Source organism: Nitratireductor arenosus (genome assembly GCF_009742725.1).
Lineage (GTDB): Bacteria > Pseudomonadota > Alphaproteobacteria > Rhizobiales > Rhizobiaceae > Mangrovimarina > Mangrovimarina arenosa.
On the sequence record NZ_WPHG01000009.1, the window covers coordinates 57,057 to 71,120 of the forward strand.

Below are 14,064 nucleotides of genomic sequence, written 5' to 3' on the forward strand. Positions count from 1 at the left end.
GGGTCGTCTACCCGTCGCGCCGCGGCCCTGTCGCGACGAGCTACTGTCCTCCTGGATGGCGCGCGTGGCATGCCGCTATGGCCTGACGGCGCCGGAACTGGCCGGCTATTTCAGTGACCTGTCGTCACCCCTGCTTATCGACGATGGCGCTCCGGCAACCGGCCAGACGAGCGTGTGGGCGCGAGCATGTGGCGTCGACTCCGATCGGTTGCAGCGCCTATCCTTGAGCAGGCGCTATCCGCGACGGCCCCGATCTTGGTACGTGAGCAGGGGGCCGGAATGGACGCCGTCGACAGTGACCGGGTCGACTCCGATTTGTCTCGCCTGCTTCACTGACGATCACGCCGCGGGCCGCGACGCCTACTTGCGAGCCGGCTGGGTGTTTGCCGAACGCTGCATCTGCCCGGTCCACGGCCACCTGCTTCGCGATCGTTGTGTATCGTGTCACCGGCGTCTTTCTGTGGCTTTTCGCCTGCGCGAGGGATGCGCTCGGCCTGTTTGCAGCCATTGCGCGCGGCTTCTCACCGATAGGGGAGGGGAGGGCGCTCAGCCACAGGATCCCGTCCTCCTGGCGACGGCGCTGGCCACCCAGCAGCGGATCACGGCATGCGTCAACGGAGGCAAGGCCGAGCGGGAGCAGTTCGAGAAGGCGCTTGCGACACTTTGGGCGCCGCTCGACCACCCCGCTGCAGCGCGACCCGCACTGGCGCTGTGGTTCAACGAAGCCGGCTGGCGCTCTCCCTACGACGTCCGGCATGCCGTCGGCGCCGATTCTCCGCTCGGGCAGTTGCCGGTGCGCTGGCGTTTCCTCACGCTGCTTGCCCTCAACGATATCTTCGGCCCCGATCCGTGCGTCGACGGTACGTCGCCGCCTGGCGCCGCCCACCTGGTGCGGCGGGCCGCGCCACGGCGGGAACGGCTCTCAAGGTCGAGCCGACGGCCACATGTCCAGCTACAGAAGCGCTCCTCGGCCGAATACGAGCGCCTGGCGCGTCAAATTCTGGCTGATCCGCGCTGGATCGCCGCCGAAAAGCTGCCACGGCGGAAACGGGAGCGTGTTCGAGCAGGTCTGATCGATGCCGCGCTTGCGGGGAACTCGGCGGCACCTGGGGCAAGGCTGTCGCCCCGGCCGCGGAGCGGCGGGCGGGCGATTCAGATATCGTGAGACTCCCCGCCGTGTCGCGTAGTCTCACAATTCCGACTCAGCCAGTCTCACAATTGTGCTCGGGGAATCTCATAACCGTGCGCGAGATTTCGATCGCAGGCACGATTGACGCCTATTCTGGCGCTCTGCTCGACGAGAGAGGCCATTCCTCGGCAAGGGGTCCGGGAATGGGCCGCAAACCTGGTCCGCTCAATGAACGCGAATTCTCGTCGATCTGACGCCTAAAGGAGGCTGTCCGGCGATGAAAAACGAGCCACATGGGCCATTTCCGCCGCATGCCAGATAACGACCGATAAGGCAACATTATCAGTCATTTTGTCTCCACGACAGGCGCGGCGGTTGGTGGTTAAATGAATTGCCAAAAGCGCCGCGCTGATTCATCGTGGTTTCGATGATTCTCCGCCCCAAATCTCTTTCCCGCCACCACGCCCCGCTTGCCGGTGCCCCTTCGACCGTGCCGACGGCACCCGTCCCGGCCTGGTTGCGCCGGGCGGTTGCCGATGCGCAAAACCTTGCCGGAAAAGAAGTCGCGGACATCGCGCTCGTTGCCGGCGCCGCCATCGGCGCCTTGGATGCGGTGGTCCGCCGCGACGAAAAATGGGCCGGCGCCTGGCGGCAGCGGCTGGCGCTTGCCGCGGCCGCGACAACGGCGAAGCAGGCCGGTCGCGTCGAGGAGTCTTTGGCACTGCGCGACGCGGTGCTGCTGACGAAGCCCGGTGATGATGTTGGCCCCGCCGGTCGCTTGCTGTTGGCGTGGCGCCGGCTGGCGACCCGACCGGCAGAAGAACTGCTGACGGAGAAAAATCTCGCTGCGGTGCTGGAAGAGTTTGGTTTTTTCGCCCGCGACGGCGAGGTGGTCAGCGACCTGGCGGGCGAGCTTCGGCAACTCGCGGTCGGCGCCGGGACGGTCGAGATGCTGACCGGCGCGTTCATGGCTGCCGAGCGTTGCGGGTTTGGGCGCGCCGTCGGCGCCTGGCTCGCCGATGTTTTGCTGGCGCAGCGGCTGGGCTGGGCTCATGCGATTCCGCTGCTGGGCGGCGAAGCGGCCTTGGGTTCACACGCCAGCCGCCGGCGCGGCGGGCCCGCCCTTGTCACGGCCACGGGAATCGAGATGGACGGGGAGGGGACAAAAGAACTGCTTGCCGCGCGGGCGCGCGCCGCGCTGCGCGCCATCGATCTGTCCGCCGAGCTCGAGCGCCGGGCGGACAAGCTCCTTGCAGTCGCGCCCAAACTCAGGGCCAAAGCAGCGGACGCCGTGGTCGAAAGACTCCTGTTCGACGACGCGCTCGTGGCATCAGAAAAGATCACCGGCATGAGTGAGCGCGGCCTGCGCCGCCTGTTCGACCGGCTGCAAACACTCGGCGCCGTGCGCGAGCTCACCGGGCGCCCCACGTTCCGTATCTATGGGCTGTGACGATGGCGGCTGGTTCGACGAAGGCTCGCCGAGACAATGGGGATGGGCAACGACCGTTGCTTGATCGGGAGCTGGATCATTTGCCGCCGGAGGCGCGCTGGCGCGAATGGATGCACCGGGTCGAGGCAACCATCTTTGCCGCCAGCGAGCCGGTCGGCCGCGAGACGCTGGCGAAGATCGTCGGCAAGAGCTGCAGCGTTGATCTCCTGATCGACGACATTCGGGAAGAACTGCGCGGCCGGCCCTATGACCTGGTCGCCGTCGCCGGCGGCTGGAAACACTTGACCCGGCCCGCCTATGCCGATGCCATCCGCAGTGCATTTGGCAGTGCATTTGGCACGGCCGTCGGCGGGAACGGGCATGCCAAAGACCTGACGCAGCCGGACGTGCTGGTGCTGATGTGCATCGCCTACTTCCAGCCGATCACCCGCGCCGAGTTGTCGTCCTTCTTCGGCAAGGAGGTCAGCCGCGACCTGATCGGCCATCTGCGTGGAGCAAAGCTGATCGCCGCCGGGCCGCGCAGCCCGACGCCGGGCGCACCTTATACCTACGTCACGACCAAAGAATTCCTGCTCGAGTTCGGGCTGGACACGCTGCGCGATCTGCCGGATTTCGAGGCGCTCGAGGATGCGGGCTTGCTCAGCAAGGAAAAGCTGCTGGCAGGGGATATCATGCCAGAGTTCGCCGCTCGCCAAGAGGACGTCGGAGACGAGACGAGCGAGTAGTTGGACGCTGACGACGGAACGACCGATCACCCGATCGATCGTAACCGACTGAAATCGTTAACGTGCTTTTTATCGCGCTCGCCTAGCCTCAAGCGCAATGAGGCTAGTGGATCTGGCTGGGTCGGAATTGACAAGCGACGTAAAGAAAAGAGCGATTGAAGCAGGAATCCTCGGTGATCAGCTCGCGGATTTAAGGGCTGGTCTCTTCTTTTCCATGCCGATCTCCACGGTCTTGTCGACGTTGGTCCTGATCATGGAAATGGTATCCGGCACCGATCGTTCTGCGGTCATCTGGTTTATTGTCGTCAACCTCATAAACGGCGCGCGAATTGCCCTTGCGCTAACAAACCGTGGCAGAGCGGCGACCAGCGGCGACCCGGCGTGGCGTTCAGTTCGCCTACGATACTACGAAGGCTTGGCGCTTCTGTCTGGGTTCGCGTGGGCATACCTTGCGGTACTGACGGCTGGCTATTCCTCTCCTCAATCTTCTCTGCACTTGATTATTCTGGCGGGCATCTCTGCGGGAGCGGTCACTTACGGCAGCTCTCGTGCTTTCGTTGCGATCAATTTCATCACCCCGCCGCTACTGGTCGCGTTCGGGTGCCTTGCGGCGGCGGGGGACCTCGATAACGCAATTCTGGCGTTCACCGTCGTCCTTTTCCTTGGAGGTCTCCTTCGCGGCTCTATCATCGGCCAAAATCGATTCTGCGAAACCAGCCGTCTCAAACACGAAGCCAGACAGTTTGCCGCAGAGATGGAGGAGAGATCGAGGCATGATCCGCTGACGGGACTGCTCAACAGGCGCGGACTGGAACAGGCAGTCGATCGGTTGAATTCCGATGACAAGCCGTTTGTGGCGATGCTGGTCGACCTCGATGGTTTCAAGGCCGTCAACGACACCTATGGCCATAGGGTAGGGGATGAACTGCTAAAAAGCATCGCTCGCCGACTTGAGCAAGAGGCGCCTCAAGGAGCCGCGCTCGCCCGTGTTGGCGGCGATGAATTTGTAGTGCTGTTCCCCGTCCGCATTTCAGCAATCTCCGTCACGGATTTGGCATCCAGGATCGCGAAACAGCATTCGCTTAGAGAATCTGTACAGGTTGGCGCGTCCATTGGGATTTACGAGACCGACAATCCAAAATTGACGGATATTATGCTCCGCGCAGACACCGCGCTGTTTGCCGCCAAGCGTTTAGGCAGAAACCATTTCCGCGTCTTCGACGACAAGCTGAACAGCGACCTCGAGCGCCGACACCGCATTGAGCGGGATTTGAAAACCGCCATCGACAGCGGGAATCTGGCGACTTGGTTTCAACCTGTCATCCGCCTGGAAGATAATGCCATCGTAGGGTTCGAGGCGCTATTGCGCTGGGACCATCCGCTTTATGGTGCAGTCCCGCCGCCGGATATCGTCACCGCCGCCCGTGAGCAAGGACTGCTTCAGTTGGTGACAGAGAAAGTTCTCCTCAACTGCTGCACCATGATCGCAAATCTGAAGGCAGCCGGACGGCGCGATGTCCGGGTGGCGATGAATCTCTCGCCCCGTGAACTCGAGGTCGGAAGCGTAGATGCTCTGATCCTGGATCGCCTCCAAGCCAGGGGGCTTCCAACCGATATGCTAGAGATCGAGATTACCGAAGAAGCCCCCCTTGATCATGAGCGCGTAGGCGAGAAACTCGGACGCCTCTCCGAGGCAGGAATATCTATCGTCCTCGACGATTTCGGCACGGGATTTTCGACCTTGGTTTCGCTCAAAGACGGCTGGATTCGAAAGATCAAGATCGACCAGACTTTCGTTCGCGACCTCGCGAATTCGATAAAAGATCAGGCCCTTGTGAGATCGATCATTGATCTCGGGCGCGCTCTTGGCAGGGAGGTCATGGCGGAAGGCGTGGAAACCGATGCTGACCGCCAAATTCTTCGGTCGCTAGGCTGTGAAACGGCGCAAGGCTATTATTTCTCCAAAGCACTTCCCATGAAGGAAGCCCTTGATCTGGCCCCACAGCAGCTTCCCGAAGGGGCCGGAAGAGGAGCTGTTCAGAATCTTGCGATAAGGATGAGCGGTGAGTGAACACCGGATATTCGCTGTGGATATGTCATTTGCCTCCTCCTGTACGGCTAAGCTGCTTTGGACGGTGGCTCGGCCACTACCGTTCTCAAATGGAGTGGAAAGTGGCCCGACGTGCGCTTCTCAAAGAATACGAACGAAAGAGCCACGAGATATTCCGATCGACGAGGACAGTCTGATCCGCCAATATTCTCTTTTGCCGGCCGATTTGCTGGAAATCAAGCTACGGCGGCGCGAACACAACCAACTCGGTATTGCGATCCAACCCTGCTTGATGCGCTATCCCGGCCGGCCACCTCACTGGTGGTGAGCTCAGCTCGGAGCCCTTAACGGCCGTTATGTCTACGGACTGCGCACGCGTGCGGCTGAAAGGATCCTGCCAAGACTTGAAGTGATCCGGGAAGTGCGAAACGTGCTCGATGCCCTGTGACAAACGTCATAACGACGGGTGGAATCGACTGCGCCGCGGCAAGGCGAACCTGGACGGAAAACCGGCAAGCTATTCGCCGGCTTTCCTTGTCGACCTGTCACGTCGCAGTCTGTCGACGGAGTGCTTGAGGGTAGCGTGAGACCGCCGACCCGCTGAAAACGCCCGACCCCTTTGAGGGTTCCACCAAAAATTCAACCTAGCAATCTGCCTGTGGCATGACGGTGGCGGGGATTGCCCCATGCCGACCTCCTAAAGCGGCCCCTTCAGGGGTTAGTCAATCAACTAAGGCTCCGGGCTTGTCACCGCGCTATCCCTAGGTTTGCCGGCCACTTCGCCGCCAGGCGGGCAATGGGCTCTTGGATTTGGGGCGACGGGGGCAGACCAAAAAAGCGGGCAGCCGCCAGTCTCGATTTGACCTGCGCCATCTCACCGTTGGAAAGAACGACAACGTCACCCCGAGGCGGGGATCCAGCGCGAGCTACCGGTTTCGAATCGAATACCCCGGCATTTGCGAGGAAGAACGCAGCCAGGGTCATGACGATAGTCAAGGCGAAGCCGGCAACACACCCTCCACCTAGCGTGGTATCATCATCGGGTAGGTAACGCCGGCTCATGCTTTTGACATCCTCCTGTGAAATCGCACCGAACAGTAACCCCGCGTCGAGCAGGATTTATCGACCTGATTTCATTGCGAAAATTAGAATTGTCCAAGGATCTAAGAAGGCGCAAATCGCAACCTTCGAAAATCTGGGAAAGAGCAGCTGAATCAGACACTTGAGCATGCTTGTGCTTGGGGTTACTGTTCGGCGCGATTTCACACCTATTCGCTGCTGGGCGAGACTGATGGTGCCATCAAATTGCCGGAAATTTGCCTGAAGCAGTTTGGGACCGACATGAAGCAATGGATCAAAAACGACTCTCGATCTCATCCGGGATCATCCGGCAATCGGACGCTTTTAGCGCCGTATTGATGTCCGTTGGCAATTGACCCGTTTTCCGTTCCGGCATGACCATGCCTCAAGGCCACCTCCCACCGAAAACAGATGCCTTCAGAACGCTAGCGGGGGTCACCTTGAAACAGCAAACAGGGTCAATTGCTGACGGAAATCAACAATGCAATGTCAGGAAGTCAAATGGCTGAGCCGTCCTATCGCGTCCAGGCGTTCAACAGCGCCACGCACTCCGAAAACAGGATGCACGATGATGCGGTGGCGCAAAAATATGGCTTCAGCGGCGGCCTGGTGCCAGGCGTCGATGTCTTTGCGTATATGGTCCACGTTCCGGTGGCGAAGTGGGGACGAGCCTTCCTCGAGCGCGGCCTGATGGAGGTGCGCTTCGCGAAGCCGGTTTACGATGGCGAAACCGTGGTGGTTACGTCCGAGCCTTCAGACGACGGCCTAGCGATTGCGCTCAACGGCAGCGACGTTCGAGCTGCCGGCAGTGCCTCGCTGCCGGACGCGCCACCCCCGATCTCCGTTGGCGATTATCCCGAGACTGCGCCGGTTGCGGTGCGGGGGCCGGTCGATCTCAGGTCTTACCAGGTCGGCAAATGGCTCGGAACGGCGCCGCGCTCCTGGCCGGGCCAATCTGGAGCGGACTATCGGGCGGAAGTACGCGAAACCGATCCGATCTATGCTCGCGAAGGGTTGGTGCATCCCGGTATGGTGCAGCGGGTTATGAACCGGGTCTTGATGGAGAACGCTTTACTGGGGCCGTGGATTCATCTCGGCAGCCGCATGCAGATGCTGTCCACAGCTGCTTGCGATGAAGAGTTGGTCGCGCGGGCACGCGTTACCGCGAACTACGAAAAGAAGGGCAACCGTTTCGTGGAAGTAGATGCCGTTGTTGTTGCGAACGGCCGGAAGTTGATCGCCCACTGCCAGCACATCGCGATCTATCAACTTCGCGAACGAGCAGCGTGAGGCACAAGGCTGTCGAGCAGCATCGTCACCGGCGCACCCGGTTCTGCAGGCCGTCAAAACAGATAAGGGAACGCAAGACACGCACGTGACAATCGCTCCACCAGACGCGGACGGGGATTCTAGTCGCCTTTCAAGTTTGTCCCCCAGGACAGCCCGTGTCTGCTTTGGCGGCGCGGGCATCCTTACAACGGAAGCAATCAAAGATGCCCAATGCGGCGCTGGTATATCCCGATACGAAGCTCTTTATTGATGGCGAATGGCGTGAGGGTCGCGAATGCCGGACTATTCCGGTTATTGATCCGGCGACCGAGGAGACGATCGGCTCGGTTGCACATACCGCGCGCCGGATCTCGACGCCGCGCTGGCCGCCGCCGATCGCGGCTTCAAACTCTGAAGCTCAACCTCGGCGTTTGATCGGTCTAAGCTGATGTGCAAGGCCGCCGGCTTGCTGCGAGAGCGCGGAGATCGCATCGCCTGGCTCCTGACGCGCGAGCAAGGCAAACCTTTGGCAGAGGCCAAGGGCGAATTGATGGCGGCGCCGACATCATCGATTGGTTCGCTGAGGAGGCGCGCCGCACTTGCGGCCAGGTGATTCCGGCGCGCGCGCGAAGAGCCATGCAGATGACGCTCAAAGCTGCCGGTCGGTCCGGTGGCCGCGTTCACGCCCTGGAACTTCCCGTCAATCAAACAGTGCGCAAGCTCTCCGCGGCGCTCGCCGCCGGCTGCTCGATTATCGTTAAGGCGCCGGCACCGCCGCCGGCGGCGCCTGCCGAGCTCCTTGGCGCCTTCGTCGATGCCGGCGTGACCGCCGGGGGTCGTCACTCTGGTCTCTGGCGCGCCGGCGGAGATCTCCGAGTGTGAAAATGCGCCGGCCAGTGACCCCGCGTCGAGCAGGATTTGTCGTGCTGATTTCATTGCGAAGATGAGTGTTGTCCTAGGGATCTCAGAAGGCACGATTGTGACCCTGCGAATCTCACAAAGAGCAGCTGTATCAAACTCTTGAATGTTCCAGTACCTAGGGTCACTGGCCGGCGCATTTTCGCAGCCGATCGCCTAATCAGATTCACGCGCTCGAAGGCGCACTGAGTCAGTCGGTCTGGTCGGCATCGAGGTATCGTCCCTCGGTTCATTACGCTTCGGCACCTTGGGGTCGATTGCACTATTTGGTAGTTTGTTCCGGCGCCGCGTGGAGAGTCTGCCATGTGGCCAGGGCTCGGGACAAGTGTCGGTCCATCATTCCCACTGCCAAATCGGTGCGACGAGCCTCAATGGCTTCAAGTATCTCACAATGATCGTCGTAAGCTTGCGTGCCCCGTGAGTAATCTGAAAAGTATATTATGCGACGCTGTTTTGAGAATTCATAAAATAATTTCACCGTGCGAAGCAGTACTCTATTCTGTGTTGAAGCGACGATTCCAAGATGGAACGCTTCATCCTCAGCCTCAATTGTCTTTTTGCTATCAATTGCAAGCTTCGTTTTGTAGAGGATTTCCCTCAGCCGATCTACGTCCTGATCTCGCCTTCTATCGCAGGAAATCCGTACGCCCTGCAGCTCCAGAATACTTCGCACTTCAAACACGTCCTTAGTCTCTTCAGGCTGAAACGGCAGGCCAGAAGACGCACGAAGAACGAGGGCCTCGATGCTACTTTCCTCAGAATTTCTAAGATAGATCCCAGAGTTAGGCCTTCGCTCAATCACACGCATCGACTCGAGAGCGGCCAAAGCCTCGCGAACCGCCCCGCGACTGACATTGAACCTGTCGGCAAAGTCACGTTCCGACGGCAATCGTTCGTTCGGCTCATAGCGACGCTCATCAATGAATGAGAGTATTTTCCCTACAACGTTCGGGACACCGGCAATCCTATCGCTTTCCGTCTTCTCAAGCATTTTTCGGTCTTTTTTCCAGCCGTCAGTCCATCCCAACCAGGTCCATCCCGATACGGAAGGGTCATAAATCATACGCGTTGCTTGGCAACTCGAACCCAAAGTACCAGTGAAACCCTAGCCGGTCTACCAAATTGGTTAATCCGGCTCCGCGCTGAAGCTGCCATATGCCCGATGGCTAAGCCACCCGTTCATTAAACTCCCCACGGCATGCCTTGCGCGTAGAGATGGCCAAGCGCGGCGCCCGGCCAACACCAAGCCGATGGCCTAGCCGTAAACGCCGTCCGCCGTTCAGGGCCTTCCTCTATCGCCACCGCACCCTCGAGACGCAGGTCGAAACTACCTTGCTCTCGTCAAACTCATTTCAGCTAAAATCTAGATGCAATTCATGGGTCGGTGACCTATAAATGCCCCCGGAACGCTCGGAGAGGCGTTCAGGTAGGAGCCCGACCATGATCAAGATGAGCGTCTACTATCCGGCCCATGGCGGCTCGAAGTTCGACCACGATTACTACTGTGCCAGCCACCTGCCACTGATCAGAGAACGAATGGGCGATGCCTGCCTGCGCTACGAGATCGAGAAGGGCCTAACGGGCCGCGAACCTGGAAGCGCGCCGGAGTTCGTCGCAGCGTGCCACATCTACTCACCGAGCCTGGGGACATTCCGGGAGGCGTTCGGCCCACACCGCGCGGAGATCGTCGCGGACGTCGCCAACTATACGGACATCGCACCCATCGTGCAGATCAGCGAAATCGTTGGAGCGTAAGGGCTTCGGTGCGTCAGGCTTGGCCGTTGTCCGGGATCGGCGTCGTGCTGGCCATGACCAGCTAACCGGTGCCGAACAGATCCACGATCAGGAACGTGTCGTTGCCATTCATGCGACAACTACTTTGCTCTCGTCAAGCGCGCTTCAGCCAAAATCTGGATGCGCTCTATGAACCGGTGAAGTAGACCGGCGCTGGCGAACGGTTCCAGAAAGCACCCGAAGCCTGCATCATTAACTCCATCTATCTTCGAAGTAGGGGTCAAAGTTCGGTCGTGCGGATACCCGCCGGGACCAGCGCCGCGTCGATCATTGCCATGACCATGTTCTGCGGGGCCTTGCCGATGTCGATGACATGTCGGCGGTGTCTATAGTGAGGGTGAACATGCGTCGCTCTCCTCACCTGCGAAGAGTAGAGCGAAGGTGCAGCCCGCTCACCGACTTGAGGCCAGCCTGCCGCAAAGTTCATCGGCAAAACCCGCTTCCAAGCACATCTCGCACGCAAAAGCCGTTTCACGCTTTTGCTTGGAAATGGGTTAGCCCTTGTCCGCGGCCAGGCCTACCTGTTCGACAGCGTGCGCCGCGCAGATTTCGTCGTTGTCCGATGTATCGCCGGAGATTCCGACAGCACCGAGGGTTTCGCCCGCTTCCCCGCGTATCAGGACACCACCGGGAACCGGCACGATCTTCCCGCCGGAAACGCCGGACAGGGCTTGGACAAAATGAACACGCTCGGCGGCGGCCGCGTTCAGCCAGCGGGAGCCCGAGCCGACCGCCAGCGCGCCATAGGCTTTGCCAAAGGCGATCTCGAAGCGGAGCATGGAAGAACCATCCTGCTTCTGGAATGCGATGAGGTGGCCGCCTGCATCGAGCACCGCGACCGAAAGCGGCTTCAGGTTGAGCTCCCGCCCTCGATCCAGCGCGGATTCGATGATGCGATTGGCGACATTCAACGTGATGGTATTCATTGTTTTATCCCGTTCCGAGAACGTTCTCGCCTGCCCCACTGGCCTTCAGCTCCAACCGGCGGGCATGCAGCACCGGCTCGGTGTAGCCGCTCGGCTGAGCGCGGCCCTTGATGACCAGATCACACGCGGCCTGGAAGGCGATCGAATTCTCGAAAACCGGCGCCATCGGCCGATAAAGCGGGTCGCCCTCGTTCTGCCGGTCGACGACCGTTGCCATGCGTTTCATCGTCTCCATCACCTGATCGCGCGTACAAACGCCGTGATGCAGCCAATTGGCGATGTGCTGCGAGGAGATGCGCAGCGTGGCACGATCCTCCATCAGGCCGACATCGTTGATGTCGGGCACTTTCGAGCAGCCTACACCCTGGTCGATCCAGCGCACGACGTAGCCCAGGATGCCCTGCGCATTGTTGTCGAGCTCCTTCTGGATCTCTTCGGGCGTCCAGTTCGGCCGCAGGGCAACGGGGATCGACAGGATGTCGTCGAGCTTGGCCTTCGGCCGGTTTTTGAAACCTTCCTGCACGGCGTGCACATCGACCTTGTGGTAGTGCGTCGCATGCAGCGTCGCGGCGGTCGGCGACGGCACCCAGGCGGTGTTGGCGCCGGCCTTCGGGTGGGCGATCTTCTGGTCGAGCATCGCCGCCATCAGGTCGGGCATCGCCCACATGCCCTTGCCGATCTGGGCATGACCGGCGAGCCCGCATTCCAGGCCGGTGTCGACATTCCACGCTTCATAGGCGGAAATCCACGCCGCCTGCTTCATGTCGCCCTTGCGGATCATCGGCCCCGCTTCCATCGAGGTGTGGATCTCGTCGCCGGTGCGGTCGAGGAAGCCGGTGTTGATGAAGACGACGCGTTCCCTGGCGGCGCGGATGCATTCCTTGAGGTTGACCGTGGTGCGGCGTTCCTCATCCATGATGCCCATCTTCAGCGTGTTGGGCGCCATGCCAAGTGCGGCCTCGACGCGGCCGAAGAGTTCGACAGTAAAAGCCACCTCCTCCGGCCCGTGCATCTTCGGCTTGACGATATAGACCGAGCCTGTCCGCGAATTGGCACGGCGGCCATTAGGGCCGACATCGTGCAGCGCGATCAGGCTGGTGATCATCGCGTCCATGATACCTTCCGGAACCTCATTGCCATCGCGGTCGAGGATCGCCGGGTTGGTCATCAGGTGGCCGACATTGCGCACCAGCATCAAGGAGCGGCATTTCGCAACGAAGGTGGAGCCGTCCGAGGCATTGTAGTCGAGGTCCGGATTGAGTTTGCGGGTGAAGGTCTTGCCGCCCTTGTTCACCTCCTCCTCGAGATCCCCTTTCATCAGGCCGAGCCAGTTGCGGTAGACGGCGACCTTGTCCTCGGCATCGACCGCGGCAACGGAATCCTCGCAGTCCTGGATGGTGGTCAAGGCCGATTCCAGCCAGACATCCGAGATGTGGGCGGGGTCGTCCTTGCCGATCGCCGACGTCGGATCGATCAGCACTTCGATGTGGAGACCATTGTTCCTGAGCAGAAATTGTGTCGGCGACGCCGCATCTTCAAGGTAGCCGGCGAATTGCTCCGGGCGTTTCAGGCCGGTAGTACGCCCGCCGTCAAGGCTGACGGCAAGCGCTGCGTTCTTGACGGAAAACCCTCTGGCATCCGACCATTTCGCACCGTCAAGCGGTGCCGCGTCGTCAAGGAAATCCTTCGCCCAGGCAATGACCTTGGCACCGCGCTTGGGATTGTAGCTCTTGCCCTTTTCCGCGCCGTCGGTCTCGGGAATGGCGTCGGTGCCGTAGAGCGCGTCATAGAGCGAACCCCAGCGCGCGTTGGCGGCGTTCAAGGCATAGCGGGCATTCATCACCGGTACGACGAGCTGCGGGCCGGCGACGGTGGCGATCTCCGGATCGACGTTTTCGGTGGTGACCTTGAAATCCGGACCTTCGTTCAGCAGGTAGCCGATCTCCTTGAGGAAAGCCTTGTAGGCCGCCATGTCGGACGGCGCGCCGTTGGCGCGATGCCAGGCGTCGATCTTTTCCTGCAGTTCATCGCGCTTTTCGAGCAGCGCCCGGTTCTTCGGAGCGAGGTCGCGAACGATCTTGGCGAAGCCGGCCCAGAACTCTGCGAGCTTGATGCCGGTGCCCGGCATCGCGCGCTTGTTGACGAAATCGTAGAGCCCGCGATCGACCTGCAACCCGCCGATTTCGATTCGATTTGCCATGTCCAAAGCTCCGTTATGGCGCCCCCACAGGCGCGTATCGTTTCGCGGGTTCGGTGCATAGAAAAACCCTTCCACTTCCAGCTCTGCGCTGACGGAAAGGTTCGTGACGCCGGTCTGAACCCTGATGAATCGGTTTGCGGTATCAATCTCGCGAACATCCCGCACCACGCTATCGGCCGTCGGAAGTGCGCCGCCTGCCAACGATGTCTCCGCACCGCGCGGGATAACCGGAACCCGCAGATTGTGGCAAATTCTCATCGCCGCCGCTACCTCCTCGGTGGTGCGAGGCAGAACCACGGCGAGCAGCGGACATCGGTACGCCGTCAAACGCGTATGCCCGGGTTTCCTCCGGGTCCGAGACGATCGCGTCCGCGGGAAGGACGGTACTCAACGTGGCGACGATCTCGGGCTTATGGGCGATGATCGCGGCGTCGGGAACGGGCATGGCGATGCTGGACATTGGCTCAATTCCGTCTGACCGAAAGCAGTGAATAACCGGACGCTCCTTCGCGCTCGCCTTCAT

Annotated in this window: 10 protein-coding genes and 3 pseudogenes; 9 read left to right on the top strand and 4 right to left on the bottom strand. The window is 60.6% G+C overall.

Features of this window, described 5'->3' with window-relative positions; all coding sequences use genetic code 11:
* The first annotated feature begins 64 nt into the window (after positions 1-64).
* From GN330_RS22350 to GN330_RS23910, 8 genes and pseudogenes are all read left to right on the top strand, one after another.
* Positions 65-1,165, top strand: a complete 1,101-nt coding sequence (locus GN330_RS22350; RefSeq protein ID WP_343041067.1) for a hypothetical protein — start codon at positions 65-67, stop codon at positions 1,163-1,165.
* A gap of 391 nt (positions 1,166-1,556) precedes the next feature.
* Entirely contained in the window at positions 1,557-2,579 is a 1,023-nt protein-coding gene (locus tag GN330_RS22355) for a DUF1403 family protein (RefSeq protein ID WP_156715827.1), read from the top strand.
* Between the two features lie 2 nt (positions 2,580-2,581).
* A complete protein-coding gene (scpB, locus tag GN330_RS22360; protein ID WP_156715787.1) occupies positions 2,582-3,304 on the top strand; it encodes an SMC-Scp complex subunit ScpB in 723 nt (240 codons plus the stop codon).
* 127 nt (positions 3,305-3,431) lie between these two features.
* Positions 3,432-5,375: a putative bifunctional diguanylate cyclase/phosphodiesterase gene (locus GN330_RS22365; protein ID WP_246188828.1), complete on the top strand. Its 1,944-nt coding sequence runs from the start codon at positions 3,432-3,434 to the stop codon at positions 5,373-5,375.
* A 101-nt stretch (positions 5,376-5,476) separates the two neighbouring features.
* A pseudogene (locus GN330_RS22370) lies at positions 5,477-5,664 on the top strand (DUF4158 domain-containing protein); the annotation flags it as partial.
* A 1,271-nt stretch (positions 5,665-6,935) separates the two neighbouring features.
* Positions 6,936-7,724: a MaoC family dehydratase gene (locus GN330_RS22375; protein ID WP_246188829.1), complete on the top strand. Its 789-nt coding sequence runs from the start codon at positions 6,936-6,938 to the stop codon at positions 7,722-7,724.
* A gap of 155 nt (positions 7,725-7,879) precedes the next feature.
* Positions 7,880-8,152 carry a hypothetical protein gene (locus GN330_RS23905; protein ID WP_246188830.1) on the top strand — a complete coding sequence of 91 codons (273 nt, stop codon included), beginning with the start codon at positions 7,880-7,882 and terminating at the stop codon, positions 8,150-8,152.
* Positions 8,152-8,585: pseudogene (locus GN330_RS23910) on the top strand (aldehyde dehydrogenase family protein). The gene GN330_RS23905 and the pseudogene GN330_RS23910 overlap by 1 nt, the downstream one beginning before the upstream one ends.
* 298 nt (positions 8,586-8,883) lie before the next feature.
* Here the strand turns inward: GN330_RS23910 and GN330_RS22385 are convergent.
* The gene (locus GN330_RS22385; RefSeq protein WP_093037017.1) at positions 8,884-9,612 is read right to left on the bottom strand and encodes a FadR/GntR family transcriptional regulator; all 729 of its coding nucleotides are present in this window, start codon (positions 9,610-9,612) and stop codon (positions 8,884-8,886) included.
* 449 nt (positions 9,613-10,061) lie between these two features.
* Here GN330_RS22385 and GN330_RS22390 point away from each other — a divergent pair, with 449 nt between their 5' ends.
* Positions 10,062-10,376: an EthD family reductase gene (locus tag GN330_RS22390; protein ID WP_093037020.1), complete on the top strand. Its 315-nt coding sequence runs from the start codon at positions 10,062-10,064 to the stop codon at positions 10,374-10,376.
* 533 nt (positions 10,377-10,909) lie between these two features.
* Here the strand turns inward: GN330_RS22390 and GN330_RS22395 are convergent.
* The 3 genes and pseudogenes from GN330_RS22395 to GN330_RS22405 form a co-directional block, all read right to left on the bottom strand.
* The gene (locus GN330_RS22395; protein ID WP_093037026.1) at positions 10,910-11,341 is read right to left on the bottom strand and encodes a GlcG/HbpS family heme-binding protein; all 432 of its coding nucleotides are present in this window, start codon (positions 11,339-11,341) and stop codon (positions 10,910-10,912) included.
* Between the two features lie 4 nt (positions 11,342-11,345).
* On the bottom strand, positions 11,346-13,541 hold the full coding sequence (locus GN330_RS22400; protein ID WP_156715831.1) for a malate synthase G: 2,196 nt from the start codon (positions 13,539-13,541) through the stop codon (positions 11,346-11,348).
* A 45-nt stretch (positions 13,542-13,586) separates the two neighbouring features.
* Positions 13,587-14,001, bottom strand: a pseudogene (locus GN330_RS22405) (FAD-binding oxidoreductase); the annotation flags it as partial.
* Between the last annotated feature and the right edge of the window lie 63 nt (positions 14,002-14,064).